Annotated in this window: 30 protein-coding genes; 1 reads left to right on the forward strand and 29 read right to left on the reverse strand. The window is 25.8% G+C overall.

Annotated elements, in window-relative coordinates; genetic code table 11:
* Positions 1 to 454 precede the first annotated feature (454 nt).
* The 12 genes from CHF27_RS09685 to CHF27_RS09735 all read right to left on the reverse strand — a co-directional run bounded on the left by CHF27_RS09685 (position 455) and on the right by CHF27_RS09735 (position 10729).
* Entirely contained in the window at positions 455 to 1018 is a 564-nt protein-coding gene (locus CHF27_RS09685; RefSeq protein ID WP_095406759.1) for an NUDIX hydrolase, read from the reverse strand.
* A gap of 167 nt (positions 1019 to 1185) precedes the next feature.
* Positions 1186 to 1548 carry a hypothetical protein gene (locus CHF27_RS09690; RefSeq protein WP_095406760.1) on the reverse strand — a complete coding sequence of 121 codons (363 nt, stop codon included), beginning with the start codon at positions 1546 to 1548 and terminating at the stop codon, positions 1186 to 1188.
* A 126-nt stretch (positions 1549 to 1674) separates the two neighbouring features.
* Positions 1675 to 2301 (reverse strand): L-2-amino-thiazoline-4-carboxylic acid hydrolase, encoded by a 627-nt coding sequence (locus tag CHF27_RS09695; RefSeq protein WP_095406761.1) that lies wholly within the window; start codon positions 2299 to 2301, stop codon positions 1675 to 1677.
* A gap of 226 nt (positions 2302 to 2527) precedes the next feature.
* The gene (locus tag CHF27_RS09700; protein WP_095406762.1) at positions 2528 to 3103 is read right to left on the reverse strand and encodes an HD domain-containing protein; all 576 of its coding nucleotides are present in this window, start codon (positions 3101 to 3103) and stop codon (positions 2528 to 2530) included.
* Between the two features lie 112 nt (positions 3104 to 3215).
* Positions 3216 to 5150: a [FeFe] hydrogenase, group A gene (locus tag CHF27_RS09705; RefSeq protein WP_095406763.1), complete on the reverse strand. Its 1935-nt coding sequence runs from the start codon at positions 5148 to 5150 to the stop codon at positions 3216 to 3218.
* A gap of 154 nt (positions 5151 to 5304) precedes the next feature.
* On the reverse strand, positions 5305 to 6021 hold the full coding sequence (locus tag CHF27_RS09710; RefSeq protein WP_095406764.1) for a C40 family peptidase: 717 nt from the start codon (positions 6019 to 6021) through the stop codon (positions 5305 to 5307).
* Between the two features lie 182 nt (positions 6022 to 6203).
* Positions 6204 to 6353 carry a hypothetical protein gene (locus CHF27_RS14225; RefSeq protein ID WP_158534745.1) on the reverse strand — a complete coding sequence of 50 codons (150 nt, stop codon included), beginning with the start codon at positions 6351 to 6353 and terminating at the stop codon, positions 6204 to 6206.
* Positions 6354 to 6433: 80 nt separating this feature from the next.
* A complete protein-coding gene (locus CHF27_RS09715) occupies positions 6434 to 7915 on the reverse strand; it encodes a cell wall-binding repeat-containing protein (RefSeq protein WP_095406765.1) in 1482 nt (493 codons plus the stop codon).
* A 177-nt stretch (positions 7916 to 8092) separates the two neighbouring features.
* On the reverse strand, positions 8093 to 8869 hold the full coding sequence (locus tag CHF27_RS09720) for an ABC-2 transporter permease (protein WP_095406766.1): 777 nt from the start codon (positions 8867 to 8869) through the stop codon (positions 8093 to 8095).
* Positions 8863 to 9561, reverse strand: a complete 699-nt coding sequence (locus CHF27_RS09725) for an ABC transporter ATP-binding protein (RefSeq protein ID WP_095406767.1) — start codon at positions 9559 to 9561, stop codon at positions 8863 to 8865. The genes CHF27_RS09720 and CHF27_RS09725 overlap by 7 nt, the downstream gene beginning before the upstream one ends.
* Positions 9561 to 9929 (reverse strand): GntR family transcriptional regulator, encoded by a 369-nt coding sequence (locus CHF27_RS09730; protein WP_095406768.1) that lies wholly within the window; start codon positions 9927 to 9929, stop codon positions 9561 to 9563. The genes CHF27_RS09725 and CHF27_RS09730 overlap by 1 nt, the downstream gene beginning before the upstream one ends.
* Before the next feature lie 191 nt (positions 9930 to 10120).
* Entirely contained in the window at positions 10121 to 10729 is a 609-nt protein-coding gene (locus CHF27_RS09735; protein ID WP_095406769.1) for a DUF3786 domain-containing protein, read from the reverse strand.
* A gap of 142 nt (positions 10730 to 10871) precedes the next feature.
* Here CHF27_RS09735 and CHF27_RS09740 point away from each other — a divergent pair, with 142 nt between their 5' ends.
* Positions 10872 to 12011: an SLC13 family permease gene (locus CHF27_RS09740; RefSeq protein ID WP_095406770.1), complete on the forward strand. Its 1140-nt coding sequence runs from the start codon at positions 10872 to 10874 to the stop codon at positions 12009 to 12011.
* An 88-nt stretch (positions 12012 to 12099) separates the two neighbouring features.
* On the opposite strand, the gene CHF27_RS09745 is transcribed toward CHF27_RS09740, so the two are convergent.
* The 17 genes from CHF27_RS09745 to CHF27_RS09805 all read right to left on the reverse strand — a co-directional run bounded on the left by CHF27_RS09745 (position 12100) and on the right by CHF27_RS09805 (position 24714).
* Positions 12100 to 12621: a cob(I)yrinic acid a,c-diamide adenosyltransferase gene (locus CHF27_RS09745; RefSeq protein ID WP_095406771.1), complete on the reverse strand. Its 522-nt coding sequence runs from the start codon at positions 12619 to 12621 to the stop codon at positions 12100 to 12102.
* A gap of 118 nt (positions 12622 to 12739) precedes the next feature.
* The gene (locus CHF27_RS09750) at positions 12740 to 13270 is read right to left on the reverse strand and encodes a hypothetical protein (protein WP_095406772.1); all 531 of its coding nucleotides are present in this window, start codon (positions 13268 to 13270) and stop codon (positions 12740 to 12742) included.
* A 78-nt stretch (positions 13271 to 13348) separates the two neighbouring features.
* The gene (locus CHF27_RS09755; RefSeq protein ID WP_095406773.1) at positions 13349 to 13960 is read right to left on the reverse strand and encodes a methyltransferase; all 612 of its coding nucleotides are present in this window, start codon (positions 13958 to 13960) and stop codon (positions 13349 to 13351) included.
* 180 nt (positions 13961 to 14140) lie between these two features.
* Entirely contained in the window at positions 14141 to 15802 is a 1662-nt protein-coding gene (hcp, locus tag CHF27_RS09760; RefSeq protein ID WP_095406774.1) for a hydroxylamine reductase, read from the reverse strand.
* 86 nt (positions 15803 to 15888) lie between these two features.
* On the reverse strand, positions 15889 to 16083 hold the full coding sequence (locus tag CHF27_RS14460; RefSeq protein WP_243444992.1) for a hypothetical protein: 195 nt from the start codon (positions 16081 to 16083) through the stop codon (positions 15889 to 15891).
* Between the two features lie 33 nt (positions 16084 to 16116).
* On the reverse strand, positions 16117 to 16962 hold the full coding sequence (locus CHF27_RS14465; RefSeq protein ID WP_330409783.1) for a glycoside hydrolase: 846 nt from the start codon (positions 16960 to 16962) through the stop codon (positions 16117 to 16119).
* Positions 16937 to 17197, reverse strand: a complete 261-nt coding sequence (locus tag CHF27_RS14470; RefSeq protein ID WP_243444993.1) for a hypothetical protein — start codon at positions 17195 to 17197, stop codon at positions 16937 to 16939. The genes CHF27_RS14465 and CHF27_RS14470 overlap by 26 nt, the downstream gene beginning before the upstream one ends.
* Before the next feature lie 248 nt (positions 17198 to 17445).
* The gene (locus CHF27_RS14475) at positions 17446 to 17640 is read right to left on the reverse strand and encodes a hypothetical protein (protein WP_243444994.1); all 195 of its coding nucleotides are present in this window, start codon (positions 17638 to 17640) and stop codon (positions 17446 to 17448) included.
* Complete coding sequence (locus CHF27_RS14480) at positions 17628 to 17768, reverse strand: hypothetical protein (protein ID WP_243444995.1); 141 nt, start codon at positions 17766 to 17768, stop codon at positions 17628 to 17630. Before CHF27_RS14480 ends, CHF27_RS14475 begins: the two co-directional genes overlap by 13 nt.
* A 192-nt stretch (positions 17769 to 17960) precedes the next feature.
* A complete protein-coding gene (locus tag CHF27_RS09770; RefSeq protein ID WP_243444996.1) occupies positions 17961 to 18704 on the reverse strand; it encodes a Rossmann-like domain-containing protein in 744 nt (247 codons plus the stop codon).
* Complete coding sequence (locus CHF27_RS09775) at positions 18697 to 19428, reverse strand: ATP-binding cassette domain-containing protein (RefSeq protein ID WP_095406775.1); 732 nt, start codon at positions 19426 to 19428, stop codon at positions 18697 to 18699. Before CHF27_RS09775 ends, CHF27_RS09770 begins: the two co-directional genes overlap by 8 nt.
* Entirely contained in the window at positions 19425 to 20243 is an 819-nt protein-coding gene (locus CHF27_RS09780; protein ID WP_095406776.1) for an ABC transporter permease, read from the reverse strand. Before CHF27_RS09780 ends, CHF27_RS09775 begins: the two co-directional genes overlap by 4 nt.
* Before the next feature lie 16 nt (positions 20244 to 20259).
* Entirely contained in the window at positions 20260 to 21054 is a 795-nt protein-coding gene (gene modA, locus CHF27_RS09785; RefSeq protein ID WP_095406777.1) for a molybdate ABC transporter substrate-binding protein, read from the reverse strand.
* 141 nt (positions 21055 to 21195) lie between these two features.
* A complete protein-coding gene (locus CHF27_RS09790) occupies positions 21196 to 21810 on the reverse strand; it encodes a HutD/Ves family protein (protein ID WP_158534746.1) in 615 nt (204 codons plus the stop codon).
* A 600-nt stretch (positions 21811 to 22410) separates the two neighbouring features.
* The gene (locus tag CHF27_RS09795) at positions 22411 to 23085 is read right to left on the reverse strand and encodes a manganese catalase family protein (RefSeq protein ID WP_095406779.1); all 675 of its coding nucleotides are present in this window, start codon (positions 23083 to 23085) and stop codon (positions 22411 to 22413) included.
* A 270-nt stretch (positions 23086 to 23355) separates the two neighbouring features.
* The gene (locus CHF27_RS09800; protein WP_095406780.1) at positions 23356 to 24345 is read right to left on the reverse strand and encodes an SPFH domain-containing protein; all 990 of its coding nucleotides are present in this window, start codon (positions 24343 to 24345) and stop codon (positions 23356 to 23358) included.
* 93 nt (positions 24346 to 24438) lie between these two features.
* A complete protein-coding gene (locus tag CHF27_RS09805; protein ID WP_095406781.1) occupies positions 24439 to 24714 on the reverse strand; it encodes a hypothetical protein in 276 nt (91 codons plus the stop codon).
* Between the last annotated feature and the right edge of the window lie 45 nt (positions 24715 to 24759).

Below are 24759 nucleotides of genomic sequence, written 5' to 3' on the forward strand. Positions count from 1 at the left end.
GTGGTTTAATTTCACTTGTTACTCTTATTCCCATAGCTATTACCTCTCCATCATTATATTTTGTCATTTTGAACAATTACAGCTTCATGATTAAGACTTATAGATATATTAACATACTTAAAATCTGTATGAATTTCTATAGTTCTAATTTTTAATTAACAATTAATCTTTATGTTTAATCATTTTTAAAAAAACATTTTCCTTAGTCTTAATCTCAATCACTGTCTAAATTCATTCTATAATGTTACCCTAGGTAATGGTCAATGAAAAAAAGGTATTTATTTGTTATAAGTTTTTTTGTTATTATAATTAAAAAACCATTGTAAATTATAGACTTTTATCGACTTTTATTTTTCTTTGTATATTCTTTTCGTCATTTTTCATGAATTTGAAGAGGTTTTTAATTTTGTATTATTGTTTTTATTTTTAATTTTCTTAAAAATAAAAATTCAATTTATCTAAATGCCCTAGCTCTATTAATTATCTTCTTATATATTTCAATCAAATAAGGTTCATTGCTAAATTTATCAATATCTTCTACTGCTATCCATCTTACACCACTATTTTCATCTTCTTTTATTATAAGTTTATTTTCTTCACTTGCAATTAAAACATATGCAATAGATAAATGTAAATGTGAACTTACATATTTTCCTTTTTTTATATGCCCTAAAACAGGTAAAATATCAAGTGATATAATTTTATTATTTAAAGGCTTTATATCTCTTACACCAGTTTCTTCTATAGCTTCTTTTATAGCAACATTAAGCAAATCAGAATCACCATCAGCATGGCCTCCAGTCCAGGCCCATGTTTTATAAATATTATGATGTACCATTAATACTTTATCTAAATTTTCATTCATAATAAATCCAGAACTAGTAATATGAGCAAATTCATTTTCTCTAATTAATATATTATTAGGAAAAGTATCTATATATTTAAGTATTACCCTTTTATCACTTATTTCCTGAGTTGTATCTGGAATAAATTGTTCTATATTTTTTCTAAATAACATAATTCATATTCCCACCTTGTAAACTTAATTTTTAATACTAAAATTATAACATATATTATTTAATAATTTTTTTTATATTGCTAATTTAAAATATAAAATTAGCATAAAAAGAAGTATAATTTTTTGTACAAAGACAAAGTATTATACTTCTTTTAAAGAATTTCTTTTTATTTTTTATTTTTTTTAGTTTTATTGTTATTATTATGTTGAATTTCACGTATATATTTTTTGTTTATTCTTAGTCCAAATACATGTAAAATAAATGCTGCTGCTATTGTAGTTATCGCTAATATGCTAAGATTTATTACTTTAAATATGAAAAGCAACGGAATTAAAATATACAGTATACCTACAGATATATATAAAATTCTTTGAGTTCTTATAAATTTTTTTTCATCTTTAATTTTAAACTTTTCTTCATTTGGATACATGAATTTCTTAGATTTAGAGATGGACGCTACCACTAAAACAAGTCCCATTAAAAACTCTGCAATTACTAGTGCAATTTCCATATAAGATAATTTATTCATTTATGCCCCCCTATTTACAATGATTTTATATTATTAATTAGCATTATAACAATCCTTTATTAGAATATCATATTATAATAAATTTTTCATGAAATATATAAAATCTCTGTAAGATAGAAAGTTAAATTATTTCTTAAGATACCAAAAATTGCATACCCCATCTCCATTTGCAAGAGTTTTCGTCCGTTGTAAATATGCTCCCATGTAATTAGATATAATAAAATCTAATTTACACATGTATGGAATAAGCTCTGTAACTTTTTCTTGACTAAAAAGTTTACAAATTCCACACTCATAAAAATTAACCCCATATTCATTTACACTTGGTCCATAGATAAATTCCGAAACAAAATTAGATTTGTATTTTCTTATTCTAGATTTTTTAGATAATTGATTGCGTTTGATTTGCCACTCATGTGTAAAATAGTTCTTTGATTTTATCTTAATATATATCTTGATCTTTGATGACTTTTCAAATATATTAGTTAGCATATTGCCTACATCCTGGCTTTTTATCATACCATCTCCAGCTTTATAAATAGACACTACCATCGCTCCAGTTAAAATATTTGTAGTAAATGGATTTTTAATTCCTCCAATATAAGGAGATCTTAAAATAATTTTTTTATAATTTTTTTTAGCCTTTTTTAGAATATCCTTTGTTGTTTTATTATTATAATAAACTTCAAGTTCATTCTTAAAGTCTTTTTTTAGAAAAGACCATACAATTCTAGCATGAATGTCATATTTCATTTGAATTACAACCCCCTATTGTCATTTTGATTTATTAATTTTATATATATAATTAAACTTCTATACTTATATATATTCAACATATCACATAAATTCTCCTTATGCTTTTTAAAATTAGTATAACTAAATCCATATTCAAGTTGTTGATATTACGGACATACTAAAAAGAAGGAATTGTAAAACTAGTCCCTTCTTTTTAGTATAATTCTTTAATTTTATATAAAATTTATATATTTCCTTTTAATCCTATTTCTTCTGCAACTTCACGCATTCCTATTATAGTCTGATTAATTACTTCATCTAATGTCATATTTAACATCTGCGCTCCATTTTCTATTACACTTCTATCAACACCTGCTGCAAATCCTTTAGATTTATATTTTTTCTTAACAGATTTTAATTCTAAATCTAATATACTTTTAGATGGTCTCATTATTGCCGCTGCACTTATAAGTCCTGTAAGTTCATCTATAGTATATAATACTTTTTCCATATTATTTTCGGGTTTTATATCTGCTACTAATCCATATCCATGACTTTGTACTGCATGTATATATTCTTCAGATATTCCTTTTTCCTCCATTATTTCTCTAACTTTTATACAATGTTCATCTGGATATAATTCATAATCTAAATCATGTAACAAACCTACAATTCCCCATTTTTCTTCATCTTCATTATAGATTCTTGAAAAATGCTTCATTACACCCTCTACAGTAAGTGCATGTTTTATCAAATGCTCTGATTTATTATACTCTTTAAGTAAATCAAATGCATCTTTTCTACTAAGTTCTTTTCCCATATATACAACTCCCTTTAAAAGAATAAATTTTGTAAATTATATTTTAGACATTTAAATATATAATTTACATATTATTATCCATAATTGTAAGTCTATTTCCAAATTTTTTCAATTATTTTTTTATTCGTGCAAAATATCTTGTATGAAGTAATTCGTGAGCTTTATGACTTAAAGGATAATCTAAGTATTTGTCGTAAATAGCTAATACTTCTGGATTTTCATTAGATCTTCTAAGTTCTTTAGATCTGTCTATATCATTTAAACCTTCTGCTCTTTTTTCTAAAGCTTCTTTTTTATTTCTCGCCTTTGGCTGTCCTCCTCCGCCAATGCATCCTCCTGTGCATGCCATAATTTCTATAGCATGGAAAAACTCTTCACCAGATCTTATTTTATCGAGCATTTTACCCGCCTCTCTAAGACCATGTGCTACTCCTATTCTTAACTTTAAATCTCCAACTTCAAGTTCACAAGTTCTAAATCCTTCCCACCCTCTGAGGCACTCAAATTCTATATTATCAACTTTTTTACCTGTCATTTTTTCTACTGCTGTTCTTGTTGCAGCTTCTATTACTCCACCTGTTCTACCAAATATAATTCCAGCACCAGTATATTCTCCTAATACTTGGTCTATTTCTTGACCTTCTATTTCTTTTAAATTTATTCCTGTATCTTCAAATATTTTTATAAGTTCTTTAGTTGTAATTACATAATCAACATCATAATTTAAACCTCTTGAAAATTCTGGTCTAGATGCTTCATATTTTTTAGCAGTACAAGGCATAATTGCTACTGATGTTACTTGATTTCTTGCAAAACCTTTTTCTTTTGCCCATAAATCTTTTGCAACTGTTGCAAACATCTGCATAGGTGATTTTGCTGAAGAAGGTACATCTAGCATATCTGCATGATTTTGTTCTATAAATTTTACCCATGCAGGACAACAAGAAGTAAGTATTGGAAGCTTAACTGTTTTATCCCCTGAAAAATATCTTTCAAGTCTATCTTGGAGTTCTGCTGCTTCTTCCATTATAGTTAAATCAGCTGCCCAAGTAGTATCAAAAACATAGTCTACTCCTAATTTTCTAAGTCCTGCTGCTAACTTGTTTTCAACATTATCTCCAGGCTCAAATCCAAAAGCTTCTCCAACAGTTACTCTTATTGCTGGCGCCATTTGAGTTATAACAATTTTATTAGGAGTTGCTAAATCTCTTAAAAATTTCAAAGTGTTATCTCCTGCAGTTATAGCATTAACCGGACAAGAAGTAATGCATTGACCACAGTGAGTACATCTTGTATAATCTATATAATGTTGTTTCTTTTGCTCCCCAATTATACAATCAACTGGACAAGCTCTTTTACACGCTCCACATCCTATGCATCTATCTGTTATAGTTAGTTTTATAAGATGATTACATTGAGAAGTGTAGCATCTATTTTCTTCTATATGTTCTTCAATTTCTTCATAAAATTCACCTATTATTTCCTCCATAATGTTATGTGTCTGATTCATTCTAGTTTTAACATTGCTTGCTAGAGTTCTTAAAAGATAAACATCTCGCATATTAGATTTGCCTTTTGCTATTCTATCTAATATTCTCCACATTCTGCATATTTCATTTTCTACCTTTTTATAATTTTCATAGCTACCATCCTTCATTTTACCTATTAAATAATCTATGTAAAATTTAGCATATTGAATTATACAATCTTCCTCTGATAAAATTATAATGCTTCTTTTTCTATTTTCATTAAAAAATTTAAAATCTAAAATTTCGTCTAGGCTTTCCTTTGTCAAAAACCTTCCAAAAGGAATTCCTAATTGAGCCGCTTTAAAATCACTTTCATTTATTAATCCTCCAGCAATATTTATTATATCTCTAAGAGTAGCACCTTCTGGAGCATCTATTATTCCTGGATTATTTACTTTTCCAGAAATAGCTATATTACGTTTATTTTCATCTGTTATATTTTTTAATTCTTCTTCACTAAATACAGAAAATACAGATCCCAATGAACTTTGTATCATACTTGCTTTTTTATCTGTCATGATTTAACACTCCCTATAAATATACTAAATTCTATTAATTAATTTGTCCTAGTTATATAAATGGTATTCTTATTTTCTGTAATGCAAATAGGAGTATTTAAAAAATTACATTTTAAATACTCCTATGTTTATATAGATATCTATAAATATATCATTATGGTCTTCTAGCTCCCTTAAATTTTGTACTATAGTATCCACTTAATTTGGATTTAATAACACCATCCTTAGGATTCGCTGCATGGATAAATTCATCATTGCCAACATACATTCCTACGTGACTTATTCTTCCTTTATTCATTGTGTCAAAGAATAGCAAGTCTCCCACTTGTAAATCTTTTTTATCCACAGCTTTTCCTACTTTTGCTTGTTCATATGAAACTCTAGGTATATCTTTATTAAGTGCATTTTTATAAATATATTGAGTTAACCCCGAACAATCAAAATTATTTGGACCCGTTGCCCCCCATACATAATCTTTACCTAATTGTTTATTTAATAATTCTGTTATTTTATTCTTTGTTGTCTTATTCATAGTAGATGAAATTGTTGAAGTTTCTGAAGTTGAAATTTCTTTTGGTTTTTTAGTGTCTTCTAATTTCATATTATTAATATATCCTAATACATTATCTAATTCAGAGTTTGATGTATTAGATGTTAAATTAGAATAATTATTATTACTTGATGTACCATGAATAGGACAACAATTAGTATTAGAACTTCCTGTAATAGTATTTAATAATATTTTTGAAAAATCTAAGTTATTTATAGAATTATTATTTGATACTCTAGATGTACTAGAATTAACATTTGTATTTTTCAAAGCATTTAATAATGTAATAGTAACTAATTGTCTTGAATCCATAAAGCTCATATTTTCACCCCCGTTTTATTTGTATAATTTAAATTATATTACATAAAATAAAAATTTAATATCTATTTTTATCCTATATAATATAATTCGACGCTTTCTTTATTTATTTTACTTTAAATTTATAAATTACTTTAAAAAATTTTAAAAAAATAAAAGCCTAAAGATATCTTCAGGCTTTTATTTTATATATTTTTAATTTTATCAATTAATTTTTTTAATAATATATCTTTTAATTGGTTATTTAAATCTTTTGATGTTATTTTATTTTCAGCTTTATTTTTCCCATTTTCTTTACCCTTTTTATTAGATTTCATCACTTTTTTATTTTTCATATACATACCTCCATAAATTTAATTAATTTATGTCTTATTTTATAAATATGTATATTTCTTTATAAAGTTACATGTTTATTCTATAAATTGATTTCAAATGTATTTATACTATAATATTCATCATTATTAGTAATAGGTGTTCCATTTTGATGATATGTATTCCATACAAAAGTAAAGCTTTTTAATTCTTCTGGTTTAGTTTTTTCTAAAGTTATTACTAAATATCCTTCCTTTGACTCGCCCTCATAGATATATCCATCAAACTGCTCACTAGATATCCAGTCTACTTCTGCTATCTCTCCTGTATTCGTTTTAATTATTCCCTGAGACGGATATGTATTTATCATAAAATTATTTTTATTTTCTAAGCTAAACTTTAATATTACCGTTGTTTTATCTTTATTTAAATCATTTATTTTAACATCAGAAGCTTTATAGTATTCGCATGCGTTAACCATGTTTTTAAATACACCAACTTCTTTTATCCCTTGAGTTATTTTACTATCTGTAATATTTAAATTATTTATAGTATATATGTAATCATTTTTATTAGTTAAAGATAAGTTACTACTTGTATTTATATTTGTATTATTATTTTCAGTATCATTTGAATTTGAATCATTTTCAATAATACCAGTTATAGGATTTCCTTTTCCGTTAGTAATATTTATACATTGTTGAATAGTAGTTTCATCCACTCCGCCTAATGCAATTAGCTTTGTTGCATTTTTTAGTATAGATTTATCACTTCCATTATTAACAAGAACTACAGGCTTATCTTTAGCTAATGATGATACTGTAAGAGCATCTACCAGCTTATATCCTTTAGATAAGTAAAGTTCTCTACTACTCGTATAAAATTCTTTAATAACTTTTTTATTAGTTTCGAATCTGTCTTTTCCACCTATTCTTATTGCATTTTTTTCTTTTACTAAATTTTCACTTATTACATTTTTTTCCCCAAGTGCATATATCTTAGCATTTTTTGCTAAATTATCAGCTGAATATCCATCAGTAAGAATTATTGGGACACCATCTCTTGCAGCTACAGCCGAACCGCTCATTGCATCAGCTTCTCCTTTGTATCCATTTACCAAAAGAATCTTATCTACACTTTTTATAGATAAAATTTTATTTGATACATTAACACTTGTTTGTATTCTATCTGTTCCACCTATTCTTTCAACTTGAATGTTGTTAATTTTCAATTCATTTTCTACGGTATTACTTATTGCATCTTTTTCTCCAATTATAAATACTTTTTTAACACCTTTTAATCTTGTATTTGTAGCTTGTGGTATTTTATTTTTTTGAACCAGTAATATAGGTGAATTTGTTGCACCTGATAAACCTGCTGCACTTAAACCATCTGCTAAACTCTGATCTGAATTAACTAGTATCACTGTATCATAATTTTGTTTATCTGCTATTTTACCTGCCGTTTCATATCTATCTATACCTTGTATCTTATCTACACTAGATAAAGCATATGATTTAGGAACACCTACTAATGCTATAGATATTGATGTTATTAATAATAATAGTTTTTTACTTATTTTCATACTTAAATTCTCCCTCTTTTCATATATGGATAATTATATTTTCACAATTTGTAAATTGCTAATTTTTTCAAATTATATGTATCTATTAAATTATCTCATAAATTTAAGTAAATTGCTTTATTTAAATAAGAACCGTACGAAAATTTAATTCCTATACGGTTCCTATTTTTAAATTTGTTATTCTAAATTTAATTTTTTATCTAATATGTATGATATAAACATAAATAATATTATACTTACAATAGCGTATACTATAACGATATATGAGGAAACATTTACAAATAAATCATTAAATTCTGTTATTTCAATATTAAAAGTAGGACTAATTATATCAAATATGAATTTTTTTATATTGAATATAATTATATTTAATATAAAAAATGATATAAACGCAGTCAAATTTCTGTATTTGTTGAATATAGGTAATTGACCCATTGAAATAGATAAATATATTTTTAAAATAAATTCTGAATATACTACTACCATTGTTAGCAATATTAATAATGAACTAATAATTCCTTTATTAGAAGCAAATATATCTTTCATATGATTTAAAATATCTGGAATAACCTCAATTATATTAATCTTTGACATCATTAATGTAATTATAATAAAAGAGATAATTGATACTATAGCACTTAAAATAGAATACATGATAGATACTATAAATTTAGAAAAAATTAATTCCTTAGAGCTTACAGGAAGAGTAAACATTAAATATCCTTCATCTTCTAATAAATTTTTTCTAAAACGTTGTATTGTTAAAATTAATGTTAAAACACCTAATGCTATGAAAAGACCTGTTAATACAATAGTAAGTATGCCTTGTATCGCAAATAAATTAACATTTGAAAACAGACCTATCATAATTGACATAATAAGTATTGCTCCATATAATGGGAAGAATGTTCTTCCACAAGCTTTTAATTCATATTTTATTAACTTTATTAACATCTAAATTCCTCCCTAAATATAGTATCTATAGACTTACCTCTTTCTTCTCTAATACTCTCTACATCTCCTTTTAAAATAATATCTCCATTTGATATAAATATTACTTCATCACAAATATTTTCAATCTCACTAATTAAATGTGTTGCAATTAATAAAGTACTATCTTCAGAAAAATTAGTTAATATAGTCTTTAATATATAACTTCTTGCAGCTGGATCAACTCCACCTATTGGTTCATCTAATATATATATACTTGCTTTTCTTGACATAACTAAAATTAATTGTACTTTTTCTTTTGTACCTTTTGACATAGTTTTAAGTTTTTCATTTACATCAATTTTTAAGTTTTTAATCATTTCATTAGCTCTATTTACATCAAAATCTTCATAAAAATCTTTAAAAAATTCTATTATATCTTTAACCTTCATCCAATCATTAAGATAAGTTTTTTCAGGAAGATATGATACTATTTTTTTAGTTTCTTTAGATGGTTTCATTCCATTTATAGTTATTTCACCTTTTGTAGGATTAAGTAACCCATTTATCAACTTAATCATTGTACTTTTTCCATTACCATTTGGACCTAATAATCCAACTATTTTTCCTTTAGGTATACTCACGTTTATCCCATTTAAAACTTCTTTTTTTCCATAGCTTTTATGCACGTCTTTAAATTCAACTATATTTTCCATTATAATTCCCCCTCTAAACTATGTTTAATAAGTTTAATTATTTCTTTTTCATCATATCCTAGGTTTATTAATTTTTCTTTCAATGAATTTATCTCTTCACTTGCAATTTCCTCTCTCATGTTATATATCTTATCCTTATTATCAGTTACAAATCTACCACTAGTTCTTTTACTATAAACTAAATCTTCCCTTTCTAACTCAGATAATGCTTTTTGCATAGTATTTGGATTTACTTCAGCTTCTTGAGCTAAAGACCTTACTGAATCTAATTTAGAACCTATTGGTATCTCTCCAGATATTATCTTTAATTTTATCTGCTCTAATAACTGCAAATATATTGGTTTGTTATTATCTATCTTCCAATCCATGACTTACTATCACCATCCTTGTATTAATCATTTAATACAATAATACAAAACTTTTAATTATATTTCAACCTTTTTTAAAAATTTAATTAGAATATTTTTTGATTTAAATTATATTTTTAATATTTTAAAAATTAAAAAACTACAAATAAGAGATGTAAATTAAAATCTGTCTTATTTGTAGTTACTTATCCTTAGTATTTAATTAGCTTTCCTGCTATATATGACCCTAACCCTATTATACTTTCTATATGCATTAAGTGTTCAATAGAAGGTTTAAAAAGTATAGTTGCATTAGGAGATATTTCTTCATCTCCTTCCCAAAGTACAACACATATCATAACCTTTGGAAAAACTTTAAATATATATGATGCATCTCCTAGCGTAGTTGGAATTCCATTTAAAGCTTTTGAACTTCTTTCAAATTTTTTTAAATCTTTTCCAAAACTTTTTATAAGTTCTAATATTGAACTTTTGTAAAAAGCTGGATAAAATAATGCTCCTCCGTTAGGTATTTCTTTAAGGCTTACCCAATTATTATTAGGGACATGGAATAACTTTGAAAATGTAAGATAATTAAGAATCATTATAGATGATTCAATATCTGGTATGTATCCATCACTTTCTCTATAGATAGACTCGTTGTTACAATCTAATATATAGTTTAGATTTAAAAAAGGTACTTTAAACTGGTTTTTAATTTTACAATAAGATATATTTGCTATATCAGCTACATCTTCTGGCTTTCTTTTCTTTAAACCTTTCCATTCCTTTTCATAAGCAATATAATAATTATTTTTCATATTTTCCCCCATTTTATAAAATGAATTAAGAAATATTATTACATATATAATAGCATAATATTAATCTATTGTTATTTAACTTGATAAATTTTAAGTAATAGTGTAAACTTTTCATGTTAAAATTTATTAAATGGAGAAAACTATGCAATCACAAATAAGCACTAATAAAAAAATTTTAAGTAAAGACTTTTTTGTAAATTTTATTAAAAAAGAGTTTATTTTAACTGTTTCATTAATACTAGCTTTACTTACTTCAATAATTTCAACACCTAAGATATCTTATATAGACTTCAAAGTTATAATACTATTGTTTAATCTTATGATTGTTGTCTCAGCATTCAAAGAACTTAAAGTACTTGATAGTATAGCTGTTGCTTTATTAAAAAAATGCAATTCATATACATCAATATCATTTGCATTAGTATTTATAACATTTATATCTTCTATGGTAGTAACTAATGATGTGGCACTTATAACATTCGTTCCACTTAGTATAGTTATTGCAAAAAAAGCTGATATAGATATACTAAAAATAATAGTATTTCAAACACTTGCAGCTAATTTAGGAAGTAGTTTTACTCCTATGGGAAATCCTCAAAATTTATTTATTTATTCTTTTTATAATTTAAGTGCACTAGATTTCTTTAAGATAACTACACCTATAATTATTTTAGCTTTATTGTTTTTATCATGTTTAATTATAAGAGATAAAAAGTTAAAATTAAAGCTTGATTTAAAAGATATTAAAATTGAAGATAAAAAAGAAGTACTTTGGTTTTCAATCTTATTTTTGATAATTTTATTATCAGTATTTCACATTATTGACTATAAATTTGCTTTTTTAATTACAATAATTATGGTTTTAATTTTAAACAAAAATTTATTTTCACAAGTTGATTATTCTTTACTATTAACTTTTATTGGATTTTTCATATTTATAGGCAATATTTCAACAATGGATTGCGTTAGAAGCTTTATGCAAACTGTTTTAAATAGTAATAAATCAACTTTTTTATCTTCTATATTTGCTAGCCAAATTATTAGTAACGTTCCTGCTACAATGCTTTTATCAGGATTTACAAATCACTTTAGAGAATTGCTACTTGGTGTAAATATAGGTGGACTTGGAACTTTAATAGCATCTCTTGCTAGTATAATTTCCTATAAAATATACACTAAAGAATTTGAAATTAAAAATTCAGAATATCTAAAGGTATTTTCACTTTATAATTTTATAGGTTTAGCCTTATTCATACCTTTAGTTTTTATTACATTACCTTAATTAACTATTTTAAAATAGCTGTATTAAAATTAGATTTTATATGTTAATCTAATCTTAATACAGCTATACTTTTTATTTTTAAAACCTATTAAAATTCCATTGGAATTAATTTTTCTTCATTATATCTTGCTATAGCATATAAAACATCTGATAGCCTGTTTACATACTTTATAATATTCAAGTTTATATCTTCAATCTTGCTAAGACTGATTATTCTTCTTTCAGCTCTTCTACATATAGTTCTTGCAACATGCAAATTTGCTGCAATTATGCTGGTACCTGGAACTATAAAAGCATTTACATCTTCTGTCTTATTAGTATATTCATCTATTATGTTTTCTAATTTTTTTATATCTTCTTCAGTTACTTTATTATTAAATTTACCTTCTTTTTTAGTTGCAAGTTCCCCAGATACATTAAATAATTTTTTCTGAATTTCAAATAATACATTCTTATCAAGTTCTTTAGCATAATTCATACAAAGACCTATATATGAATTTAATTCATCTATTGTTCCATAGCATTCTACTCTTAAACTATCTTTGTCTATTCTACTACCATCGTATAATGATGTCTGTCCTTTATCACCTGTTTTAGTATATATTTTCATAAAATCATCCCTTTTCTATATATAATCTTATACTTATAATTTCTATATATATATTGGATTTCCTACCTTTAATATGTCACTTTCATTTTTTATTAACTAAATTTATACTAAATACATTTTAGCTAAAATCTTTAATATTATTATCAATACTTAAAAATTCAAGTATACTTTTAAGTGGTAATTTTCTACTTTCTATAGCTATTCCAAATTTTTTAAATGCTTCAGTAGTATCATTATCATATGTATTTATTATTCCTCTTTCTAGTTCATCTATATGAGAATAAATGTATTCTTTGATGTTAGTTATATCATTTAATTTGCTTATTTCTTCCCCACGTAAAACATGTTTAAAAATTTCAAATCCTTCACCTTTTGATCCCCATATAAAAATTCTAAATGTTATTAATGATTTTTCTAAATATATTCCTGTGCTTATAGAATTCATTTCATTTAGATCTTCATATAGATGCTGATTAAAATCTACAAATCCACTTTGAGCTATTTCATAAACTTTTTTATTATCATACTCTAAACTATTTTCTATAATTTTAGAATCAAAATCCTCATATCCGCTACTTTTGATAAGTATGTCTGCAAATTTAGTAGGTTGTATAAATATTTTATCTTTACTTAAAAATTTAGCTTGCATAATTTTCTCCTTTTATTTCTCTTTTATGAAATTTCTAGTTTATTTTACCATAATAATAAGTTATCTAAAACTAAAATTTTATGTATAGCTAAGTTGATATATTAAGAATCTCTCTCTATTATCTTTTTTATACAAATCAGATAATATAACTTCATCTAAAAGCATAAAAGCTGTATTATTTTCTAAATAATATATATAATCATCAGATGGATAATATAAAATAACTTGAACATTTCTCTCATATTCCTCAACTGAAACTAAAATGTTTTCTATTATTTTTATAAAAATTTGTATAGAAAATGGATTAAAAAAATAAAATTTATTATCAAGATTAGTTATTTCATATTCTTGTGCAAAGCAACATAAGAAATTAATTTTCTCTTTATCTTTTCTATTTTTTTTTACATAGTTATTTTTGTTATCAATGGCTTCTTTATAAAACTTCTCATTCATTTCTATTCCCGTAACATATGATTTAAAAAAGTAATTTATATAAAAGTTAAGTCTACCCTTTCCACATCCAAAATCAACAATATAGTCACTACTTTCTAATTTATATTTTTTAAATAAAATATCTAAAGCTTCATACGATGTTGGTTGGTATGGATGATAGTGAGTAAATTTTTCATCCCATTTTTCCTCTCCAGATGTTTTTATATTTAGCAATTTTTCATAATTTTGTTCTTTCATTTAGTTTCCTCTCTATTATAAATTTAATGTTTATTCTAAAATAATCATTATTATATTTTAAGCTTTTAAATTATTAGAATCAAGTTTTATAAAAATATATTTATCTACTAATTTTAATTTATAACAAAAAATATACCTAAACATATTTAAATGTTTAAGTATATCTCTAGTAAAATATATTTAATTTTTTATTCCCTGCTGTAAACAAGTCTTTAAGTCCTCATCAGGTGTGCTTATTGGTCTTAAATCAAATGTATCTACTAAGTATTGTAAAACATTTGGACTCAAAAATGCTGGTAATGTTGGACCAAGATATATTCCTTTTACTCCTAAAGACAATAAAGCTAATAAATCGGCAACAGCCTTTTGTTCATACCAAGATAAAATTATTGATAATGGCAATCCATTTACATCTGTATCAAATGCATCTGCAAGTGCTGTGGCAATTCTCACTGCTGAGTATGCATCATTACATTGACCAACATCTAATAATCTTGGTAATCCTGCTACCTCTCCAAATTCTAATTTATTAAATCTGTATTTGCCGCAAGCTAATGTTAAAATTATACAATCATTAGGAACTTTTTCAGCCATTTCTGTATAATAATTTCTGCCTGGTCTTGCTCCATCACATCCTCCTATTAAGAAGAAATGTCTTATCTTTCCTTCCTTTACAGCATTAACTATTGTTTCAGCATGACTTAATGTAGCATTATGTCCAAATCCTACTAAAATTTCATATGGTTCTTGATCTTCTTTGTATCCACCCAGTTCTAATGACTTATTTATTATCTCACTGAAATCTTTTTTGCCATCTTCAGATTTACCTATATATTTAACTCCATCCCATCCTACTACACTTGTCGTAAAGATTCTATCTTTATAAGAATCTCTAGGTCTCATAAGACAATTAGTAGTCATTAGAATGCAACCAGGAATGTTATCAAATTCTTTTTGTTGGTCTTGCCATGCTCCACCAAAATTTCCTACTAAATGAGTGTATTTTTTTAGTTCTGGATATCCATGGCATGGTATCATTTCTCCATGTGTATATACATTTATTCCTTTTCCCTCTGTTTGTTCAAGTATCATTTGAAGATCTTTTAAATCATGGCCTGATACTATTATAAAAGGACCTTTCTTTTTATGTATATTAACTTTTTGAGGTGATGGATTTTTGTAAACTGTAGTGTTTGCTTCATCTAACTTTTGCATAATAGCTACACTCATATCTCCTGTTCTCATAGTCCATCTTATTAAATCCTCTACTGTTAAATTGTCATCTGTTATAGCCTCAAGTGCTCTAAAATAGAAATTATCCACTTGATCACTATAGTATCCTAATTCTCTTGATTGATGTCCATATGCACTTATTCCTTTTAATCCATATAATATAGTTTGTCTTAAAGAACGAATATCTGCATCTAAATCTTGATCATACATTATGCCTGCTTTTTTTGCATCTTGTAGCATCTCTGCTTTAGTATTGCTTAAATTATATGTAGCATGGTCTGTATCATTTTTTATACTACCTACCTTACTTCGTAAAGCTTCTTTTATTTCTTGAGACTTCTTTAACATTTCAACATGTACATCTGCATCAAAATTGACATTAGTTAAAGTTGTAAATAAAGTATTTTCAACAAAACTAACTATATCTTTTTCTATATTTTCTCCTTTTTCTATAAGTTCTTTTGCATAACAACTTATTCCCTTTATTTGATATATAAGTAAATCTTGAAGACCTGCAATTTCTGGAGTTTTTCCACATACACCAAGTTTAGTACAGCCCTTGCCTCCTACAGTTTGCTCGCATTGATAACAAAACATTGGATAATCCATTTTGTTCCTCCTAAAAAATATAATATTGTAAAGTAACTTTTACCTAAATAGTATTTGTAATACCATATTTTTTATTATGCTAAGTCTTAATTATTTTTTATATCATGTGGAGAATAAACTGTTTTTTTATTTTTATCGTATATTATTAATGAATTAGATTTTATAATGTCATTATCATATTTATATTCTTTATCTGAAAAATTAGCTACTACCTTTAAGTTTTCTCCAAATTTACTCATTTGAACTAACTTATCACTTGATAGAAATTTAAAATCTGTCATTTCTTCTTTTATTGCTTTTTTATTAAAGTTACTCTATACTTTCGTATGAGAAACTATGTCTTTTTTGTGTTTATCCCACTCTTCTCTATCAATATGGTACATAGGTGGTGTATTGTAAAGTATTTCCTTCATCATTCTAGAACCTATTTCATCTTTAATCTTAAAAGTACCCCATAGCCAATGATGTGACGTTATTACAGAGTCATTATATACAAGTCTAAATAAAGGTATTGAATATGTTTCATCTATAAATACTTTTTTATATAACTCTTTTACAGGTATTTGCTTTGAAAATACCTCTGGTACTCCACCCGTTGATGAATAATATCTTCCAACATAATACTCACTTTCTTTATTCTTGCTCATATCTTCATCAACCCAAGAAAATGCTGGTGTCTCTATACCATGAGCAAATGCTATAGTTTTGCTTGAAAAATCATTTCCGCCTTCTGAACCAATAACTGTTTTAGCTTTATCTCTTATATAAGACATCCTTTCTAATCTAGAATTTAAATCTTGTTCTTGAGTTGTTGTATGTTTTTTAGAGTAATCATCATATATTTCTCCTGTTGCATCATAATCTATAAACCAAGAATTAAAGTTATACCCATCATTTAATATTTTACTTACTCTTGATTTTACACTTGGTAAAGATAAAGTAGGATTTAATTTTCTGCTCTCACCTTGGAATCCTGTTAATTTTTTTCCTGATTTATCTTCAAATTTTGCAGTACTCCATTTCTCTTCTCCTGGCTTGTGTATAGAGTGATAAGAATCATAAAGTGCCACAAGATATCCTAAATCAGTTGCTTTATCTACTAGATCAGAAGATATATATCCAGATTCTATATCATCAAACCCTATCCATGCTTTTTTTATCTATTAATTTATTTGTTTCTTTATCTAAATTTTTAAATATTTGAGGATTATAAAACTCTTTTGATAACATTACAGAATTAAATCCTTTGATAATTTGTCCCCTTTGATATTTATCTATATAATCTTGTTTTTTTATTTCTTCAAATGCTTTTATTATTACATCCTTGTCTTCTGCATCAATTAAAAGATTTTTTATATGATTAATAAAATCATCTGATAATTCATTTTTTAACATATTCCATTTGATATCATTTATTGAAATAATAGATTTATCCCAAAAATATATATTAGGAGCACCATAAAGCTTTTCTATATCTTTATTAGAATTAGCTTTTTCTTTTAAACTTTTAAATTCTCCTTTTTCAACTATATAGTTTTTATATGTTTTAGCTACTTGTGTAATATTATTTTCTGTTAAGTATATTCTAAATCCATATTCTTTGTTTTCATTTATACTTGGGTATTCATGGTTAAACTTAAAATTTATATTTTCTTTCGTATTGAAACATATGTTATTGACTTAGTTCCCTTATTTACTGTGAAAAATTGCATTGAAAATGATTCAAGTGTGTTATAACTAGTGTTATTTAAAAATTTTTTAAAGTATTTATATCTACTAGGTATATATTTTCCTTCATTAATTGGTAAATAGTAACTATCTCCTGTTACTTTAGGCATGTGAAATTTGATTCACCTTTACTTTCAGATTTAATTTTCACATCTAAATACTTGTCTTTCTTTTCTATGCCTACCTTTATTTTATCTTCTGGATAAATCCAGGTAACTTGATTTTTAGACTTTTTCAAATCAGATATCTTTCTTTTATTTAATTTATCTGAGATTCTATGATTCTCCAAATAACTTATACGATTTTTTGTTATTTAACTTTATATTTATAATAAATTGTAAATATTTTCAAAAAAAGAAATGCTAAAATTTACATCCTAGCATTTATTATATATATTCATAAAGTTGTAAAATCTACATATTTCAAATCATTATATAGAATAAAAACAAGCTCTCTTTAATCCAAGTATCTTAGATGCTCCTGCTATTGTAGTTCCAAAAAATATAACATCTTTACCTATATCTATAAAGTTTATGATAGAACCATTACATAAAGTACTTCCAGTACAAAGTACACAATCTGCCCATTTTAAAACAACCTCTTCATAGTCTTTAGTCCCATCTTCGATAAGAACACCATATCTACTTTTATTTATATTGTCTTTATTTAAATCTAAAACACGTATGTCAAAATTCTTAGATAAAGCTTCTAATATTGCTGGTTGGTATCCAACTAAGGCAATTTTTTCATTATTATAATTTTCTTTTATGTAATCAATGAACTTTTTAGCACAAAGCTCAGGTTCTTCATTTTTACAGTGAATAGTATTTTCAGTTAAACCTAGCTTACACATAACTGCATTCATACTAGCTATAAAAAGACCTCTTGAATGACGATTATTTATAATATCAAAATCTAATATATCTTCTATAGTCCCTTCAAAAGTTGAAGGTGCATCTGTAAAAGCTTGTCCATAAGACCCTAAATATTCAGCTTGTAACATTACTTCCTTCCCTACTATAATTGGAAAGTCCTTTCTCTTTGTAATACCTATAGCTTCGTCTGCGCTTAAAGCCTTAGAATTTATTTTTATATCTGTAGAATATAAGTTATTTTTTATCACTAAGTCTCTAAAAGATTCTTTAATCATTTGGAAAAGTTCTTCTTTAGTCACTATAAAGCTCCTCTCTTATACCTAAAAATTTATTAATTTCATCATCTTTATATTTCTCAAATAAATTAATACTTTTTCTAATACGTCTTAGTTCACCGTTTATCATAATCCCTATTCTATTTGCCATTATTTGTGCCTCATTAAAATCATGTGTTACAAAAAGAATAGTACATCTGAATATTTTATTTATTTCTTTTATTTGAACATACATTTTTTCCTTTGTAATAGGGTCTAGTGCTGAAAAAGGTTCATCCATAAGTAAAATTTTAGGCTTAAGTACTAGTGCTCTAGCTAAGGCTGTTCTTTGTTTTTCACCACCGCTTAAAGTTCCTGGATATTGATGTAAAATATTACTAATAGATAAAGTTTCAGATATTTTCTTTACAGTTTCCCTTATAAACATTTTATCTTTTTTTTGCATCTTTAGTCCGTAGCTAATATTATCGAAAACACTCATATGAGGGAATAATCCAAAATCTTGATATACAAAACCAATATTTCTATTTTCTATTGGTGTATCACTTACTTTTTTGCTATCTATTTTAATACTTCCACAACAATTTTTATAAAAACCTGCAATAGATTCTAATAGTACCGTTTTTCCAGAACCAGTTTTACCAAGTATTGCAACAATTTCATTTTCATAAATATCAAGATTTATATTTTTAAGAGAAAAACTTCCTAAATTCATATAAAAATTTTCTACCTCAATAAGCTTCTTCATTTTGTATACACGTCCTTCATACGATTTCTATTAGAGTTTTTATTAGTAAAATAATTAGCAATAAAAAGTGATATTGACGAAATCAGAAGCAATATAAGTGCAGAAGCCATAGAAACTCCTATATCACCTGTTGCTACATTTAAATATATGCTCGCTGGTAAAGTTTCCGTCTTCATTCTGGTTACTCCTACAAGCATTAAGGTAGCACCAAATTCTCCCAAACCCCTTGACCATGTAAGAATCATAGCACCTATTATAGCATTTTTTGAAAGTGGAATAGTAATAGTTAAAAATCTAATCCACTTTGATGCACCTAAAGTAGATGCAATAAATTCTAGACGACTATCTACTTCTAAAAATGCTGTCCGTATAAATCTTATAGCATAAGGTATATTTACAGAAATTTGAGCTATAATAATACCAAGTTGGCTATATACTACTTTCAATCCCATTTCTTTTAAAGATTTTCCAAAATTAGATGAAAATAAAATCAATAAACTTAACCCTAAAACTAAATAAGGAAGACAAAGTGGAAGTTCTATTATTATTTGCATATATTTATTTAAAGTGTTAGATTCTCTTGTTAGGATATATGAGGTTGGTATTGCTAATATCATGCATATAAATGTTGATATACTAGTTGTAAATAAGCTTAGTTTTATTGAAAATTGAACTTCTCTTGATGCGAATGAATTACTTAAATAAGGAATACCTTCAACTAATATTGTTAAAACAATCAATGACATAAATATGACTACCATTATAGTAATTATGTATGAAATAACTTCAAATAAATTAATTTTTTTATTTTTCATAATATGTATACTTAAATTAATTTAATAATTCATAACCATAGTTACTCCAAATATTTTTAGCAATATCAGAATCTAAAAATTTCAAAAACGTATCTAATGATTCTTTATTATCACTACAAGTTAAACTTGCAGCAGGTATAGTTTTTATGTAAGAATCTAAATCCTTAGTATCTACTATTTCTATTTTAGGATTTTTAGCATTTTCTTTCCAAACTATTATGGCATCACTTTGATCATTTAAAATAGCATTTATAAGCTCTGGGGCTGTAGATGTTGTTGCAACTACATTCACTTTTTCAAATATAGATGCATCAGTTAAAGCTTTTTTTGCAATTTTTCCAATAGGAGTAGCCTCATAATCTCCAAGTATAACTTCTACATCCTTTTTAGTTAAATCATTAATTCCCGTGATTTGAAGTGGATTTCCACTTTTCACAGCTAAAATTGGAATATGTTTTACAAGATCTTTTCTATCAGATACCATCTTTTCTACGGCTTTAAGTTCATCAGCAGAACCTGCTATAAATAAGTCACCTTCTTTAGATGTATTAATTTGAGTTTGTATTTGAGCGGCATTAGCATAAGTTACCTCTATGTTACACTTAGTTTTTTCTTTAAATTTATTTGCTATTTCTTCAAATGGTTTTGTCATTCCAGCTCCACAGTAGATTGATAAATTTTTTCCCTTAAGATTTTCAGATGCGTCTTGTAATGTTTCCTTTGCATTTGGATTTTCAGATGAACTGCATCCAGACAAAAATATAGATAAAATTAACGTTGTTGCTAAAAATAAAGACCAATTTCTTTTCATTTTTAATTTTCCCCCCTTAAATTTTAATTCCCAATTATAATTTTATCATGTTTTACTATATCTTGTCATAATGTATTTACTTCTGGTACAAATTTGAAATTTTTCAAAAATAAATGCTGGAGTTTTACACCCCAGCATTTATTAAAAAACAATAACAGATTGAATAACTTTAATATTATTATGAGATTCATTGATAATCTTTAATAATTTTGTATCTTCCTTTTCCATAGTTACTAATAGTAAATCATATTTATTTACATTTAATTCTTCATTATCTATTACTATTTTAAAATTCCCGTCGACACAATAAAATGCTTTAGATATGTATTTATATTTATTGTCTTTATTTTCTAAATATATTTCTACAGAGCTATTTTTATTAATAGTTAAGCTTTTTAAATCTCCATCGCAATCTTTATTTATCATAAGATTAAAATCTGTTACTTTTCCATAACTTTTAGTTTTCCAATCTCCACTAAAGCTTTCAACTTCAAATGGTTTAAGATTTCTTGTATATCTATTTTCATGTTCTAAAATTAACTCATTGTCTAATGTCATTATTTTTCTAGATATCCCTGGTAAATGTGTAAATGTAGATTCTTCTAAATTCACATTCGCAGAACTTAATCTCCATTTAAAATTTAAATCATTGTATGTAGATTCTTCTGGGTATATATATATTTGAGTTGTTGTTCCTCCAGACCACTTACTTATTTTATATTCTTCACTTCTTATAATTTTTTTATTATATGACAAGAAAATCCCTCTCCTTTAAGAAATTAAATTTTTTGTACTTTCTAGCATATTTTTATCTATAACAATATTTTTAAGATTTAACTTAACATATTCTTCAATGTTTCCTACTTTTCCTTCTTATTTATACCTTTTTATTATTTTAACTTTATATAATTCACAATTTATAACAATAATATTATAATTTTCAAATAAAAAAAGCCATAAAGAGTATAATATGCTTCTTGCATAATTTTATACTATCATACAACATTCGTGACCTTACAAATTCATCTTCATCCTAAGGGTTGGCTTCTTCTTCATTTCTCTATCATAATTATTTCATTTACATCTACCCAATTTTTCATACACAATCACCTTTTAAACATAAAATTAGACTAGAAGTTAATCTAGTCTATTTTACATATTATAGTTTTATAAGGAGAATAAATAAAATTATCTAATAACCATAACCACGCAGCATTATATTAAACTATGTAAAAGAATCCATCTAATTATTCTTTTATGAAATTTAACGTTAATGGAAAATATAATTAAATAATAATATACTTTGAATTAGTTTTCTACCTAAAAAAGTAAATTTTATATTTTAAAATATTTTTATTAATCTCTTCTTGTATTATCAAAAGATACCGGTGTAGGATTAGGCGCTTGATGTAGTGGTCCTGGAGATGATAGATCAAAATATAATTTAGAGTCTTCTGTAACTCCAAAATCTTTATTAGACCCTGTATCTTTAATTTTATTTAAAGCTTCTCTAAATAAAGCATTATGTGCTTCTTCTCTATTAAGTAAAAAGTCGATTGTTTCTCTTACATATTTATCTTCTATTTGACGATATAAATATTCATATACAACTTTAGCTCTTTGTTCAGATGCTATATTAGATAATAAGTCAGCAACTAAATCTCCTGTAACTGTAACATAATCAGCTGTCCATGGAGCGCCTGATGAATTTATTAAAACTGGTGATAATCCACATTGAACATGAGTTTGAATTTCTCCACTATTAACTTGAGTATTATTTACATCGTGCCCATTTAATAAATTTATAGTTTGAGCTACCATTTCCATATGACTAAGTTCTTCTGCTCCGATATCTAAAAATAAATCTTTTATCTCAGGATCTTTAATTCTGAAACTTTGTGATATGTATTGCATAGCAGCTTTAAGTTCACCATTTCCCCCTCCTAGTTGTTCTTGCATTAACACTGCATATTGTGGATTTGGTTTTTCAACTTTTACTTCTTGTAATAATTGTTTTTTATGTTCAAACAAATAAAGCACCTCCAAAATTATAATTCTAAATTAGATTCCCCATAGTTTTTGTTAGTATTCATTTTGTAAATATAAAAACAGACTAGGCAGTGTATATTACCTAGTCTGTTGGGTTTTTGGAGTAAAACGGAAATTTAAATTCTCATGTTTTAGAGGAGATGAACAAAGACGCTTCTAAGAATTTAAGTGAAATTTTAATAAATGATGTCAGTTTCCTGTCAGTAAAATAATTATTAACGCTCACTTACAAATTAATCCATTTTATTGGCCTTAATAATTAGAACCACTATTTACTACAGGCTGAGTATCTTTATTTGCACACAATACTACTAGTAAATTACTTACCATAGCAGCCTTGCGTTCTTCATCTAAGTCAACTAAATTTGTTTGATTTAAATTAGTTAATGCCATTTCTACCATACCTACTGCACCTTCAACAATTTTCTTACGAGCTGCTATTATTGCTTCTGCTTGTTGACGTTGTAACATTGCTGCTGCTATTTCTGGTGCATAAGAAAGATGTGTTATTCTAACTTCTGTAACTTCAATTCCTGAGACATTAACCCTAGTTTGAAGCTCTTCTTTTAATTTATCTGCTATTTCTTGACTACTTCCACGAAGAGATTTTTCATCTCCATCTTCAGATACATCGTATGGATAAAGTCTAGCTATATTACGAATAGTAGTATCGCATTGTATAGATAAAAATGTCTTATAATTTTCTACGTTAAATACAGCCTTAGTTGGATCTACCACTCTCCAAATTGCAACAACACCAATTATAATAGGATTTCCTAATTGATCATTAACTTTTTGTTTTTCATTGTTAAGTGTCATTGTTTTTAGAGATATTTTCTTACTAGTTGTACTTATAGCTACATCATTTGAATCTGTAGTTAAAGTCTTTGGAGTCGTTATTGGTGAAGAATATGTTGGATTTACTGCTGAACAAAATGGATTAATCCAATAGTAACCTTCTTTTTTTAGAGTTCCATAATATTTTCCAAATAAAACTAATACTAAAGCTTCATTTGGATTAAGTATTCTAAGCCCACTAGCTAAAATAATATCTAATATTATGAATAGTATACCTAGTATTAAAGATATTCCCCCTCCACTAGTATATTGAGAAATTTTCATTATACCTGATATAATAAGCCATATTGAAAATGCTAAAAATAAAAGAACTCCTATTAGCGCTACTATTCCACTTAAGGCTTTTATTTCCTTTTCTACATACTTATTTTCTTCTTTTAACATTCTAATCCCCCTTAATTGAATTTTAATTTGTTATGCTTTAAAGTAATAATACCACTATTTTACATTCAAGTCATTTCTTTCTGATAAATCATTCTATTTAACTTCTATTATATAAGCTTGAGTCTGAGGTGGTATACTCATAGTCATTATATTTGAATGATATACAAAAACAGTATCGCCTAAATCTAGCTGTTCTACAGATATCTCATTGTACTCACAATCTAATATAATAGTTGCATTTGAATAAACCAATCTTACAAATGTATAAATATTATTTACATCTTCAGCTATAGTAATAAATATAAATTCATCACTTATATCCTTATTAATTTCAACAATTATTCCTTTTTTATAACTACAACACTTCATAAAATTTCCCCCTATTCCAACTTAGTTACTATATATTATTCATAA

The organism is Romboutsia maritimum (assembly GCF_002251085.2).
GTDB lineage: Bacteria > Bacillota > Clostridia > Peptostreptococcales > Peptostreptococcaceae > Romboutsia_B > Romboutsia_B maritimum.

What these genes read in the sequence shown, in the direction of transcription:
- CHF27_RS09700 (WP_095406762.1), bottom strand. Translation starts at nt 3,103, where the DNA reads ATGGGAAAAGAACTTAGTAGAAAAGATGCATTTGATTTACTTAAAGAG.
- modA (WP_095406777.1), bottom strand. Translation starts at nt 21,054, where the DNA reads ATGAAAAGAAATTGGTCTTTATTTTTAGCAACAACGTTAATTTTATCT.
- CHF27_RS09710 (WP_095406764.1), bottom strand. Translation starts at nt 6,021, where the DNA reads ATGAGCTTTATGGATTCAAGACAATTAGTTACTATTACATTATTAAAT.
- CHF27_RS09740 (WP_095406770.1), top strand. Translation starts at nt 10,872, where the DNA reads ATGCAATCACAAATAAGCACTAATAAAAAAATTTTAAGTAAAGACTTT.
- CHF27_RS09735 (WP_095406769.1), bottom strand. Translation starts at nt 10,729, where the DNA reads ATGAAAAATAATTATTATATTGCTTATGAAAAGGAATGGAAAGGTTTA.
- CHF27_RS09780 (WP_095406776.1), bottom strand. Translation starts at nt 20,243, where the DNA reads ATGAAAAATAAAAAAATTAATTTATTTGAAGTTATTTCATACATAATT.
- CHF27_RS09685 (WP_095406759.1), bottom strand. Translation starts at nt 1,018, where the DNA reads ATGTTATTTAGAAAAAATATAGAACAATTTATTCCAGATACAACTCAG.
- CHF27_RS09695 (WP_095406761.1), bottom strand. Translation starts at nt 2,301, where the DNA reads ATGAAATATGACATTCATGCTAGAATTGTATGGTCTTTTCTAAAAAAA.
- CHF27_RS09705 (WP_095406763.1), bottom strand. Translation starts at nt 5,150, where the DNA reads ATGACAGATAAAAAAGCAAGTATGATACAAAGTTCATTGGGATCTGTA.
- CHF27_RS09725 (WP_095406767.1), bottom strand. Translation starts at nt 9,561, where the DNA reads ATGGAAAATATAGTTGAATTTAAAGACGTGCATAAAAGCTATGGAAAA.
- CHF27_RS14225 (WP_158534745.1), bottom strand. Translation starts at nt 6,353, where the DNA reads ATGAAAAATAAAAAAGTGATGAAATCTAATAAAAAGGGTAAAGAAAAT.
- CHF27_RS09745 (WP_095406771.1), bottom strand. Translation starts at nt 12,621, where the DNA reads ATGAAAATATATACTAAAACAGGTGATAAAGGACAGACATCATTATAC.
- CHF27_RS09715 (WP_095406765.1), bottom strand. Translation starts at nt 7,915, where the DNA reads ATGAAAATAAGTAAAAAACTATTATTATTAATAACATCAATATCTATA.
- CHF27_RS09750 (WP_095406772.1), bottom strand. Translation starts at nt 13,270, where the DNA reads ATGCAAGCTAAATTTTTAAGTAAAGATAAAATATTTATACAACCTACT.
- CHF27_RS14470 (WP_243444993.1), bottom strand. Translation starts at nt 17,197, where the DNA reads ATGTTAAAAAATGAATTATCAGATGATTTTATTAATCATATAAAAAAT.
- CHF27_RS09755 (WP_095406773.1), bottom strand. Translation starts at nt 13,960, where the DNA reads ATGAAAGAACAAAATTATGAAAAATTGCTAAATATAAAAACATCTGGA.
- CHF27_RS14475 (WP_243444994.1), bottom strand. Translation starts at nt 17,640, where the DNA reads ATGCCTAAAGTAACAGGAGATAGTTACTATTTACCAATTAATGAAGGA.
- CHF27_RS09730 (WP_095406768.1), bottom strand. Translation starts at nt 9,929, where the DNA reads ATGGATTGGAAGATAGATAATAACAAACCAATATATTTGCAGTTATTA.
- CHF27_RS09775 (WP_095406775.1), bottom strand. Translation starts at nt 19,428, where the DNA reads ATGAAGAAGCTTATTGAGGTAGAAAATTTTTATATGAATTTAGGAAGT.
- hcp (WP_095406774.1), bottom strand. Translation starts at nt 15,802, where the DNA reads ATGGATTATCCAATGTTTTGTTATCAATGCGAGCAAACTGTAGGAGGC.
- CHF27_RS09805 (WP_095406781.1), bottom strand. Translation starts at nt 24,714, where the DNA reads ATGAAGTGTTGTAGTTATAAAAAAGGAATAATTGTTGAAATTAATAAG.
- CHF27_RS09800 (WP_095406780.1), bottom strand. Translation starts at nt 24,345, where the DNA reads ATGTTAAAAGAAGAAAATAAGTATGTAGAAAAGGAAATAAAAGCCTTA.
- CHF27_RS09720 (WP_095406766.1), bottom strand. Translation starts at nt 8,869, where the DNA reads ATGTTAATAAAGTTAATAAAATATGAATTAAAAGCTTGTGGAAGAACA.
- CHF27_RS09690 (WP_095406760.1), bottom strand. Translation starts at nt 1,548, where the DNA reads ATGAATAAATTATCTTATATGGAAATTGCACTAGTAATTGCAGAGTTT.
- CHF27_RS14460 (WP_243444992.1), bottom strand. Translation starts at nt 16,083, where the DNA reads ATGACAGATTTTAAATTTCTATCAAGTGATAAGTTAGTTCAAATGAGT.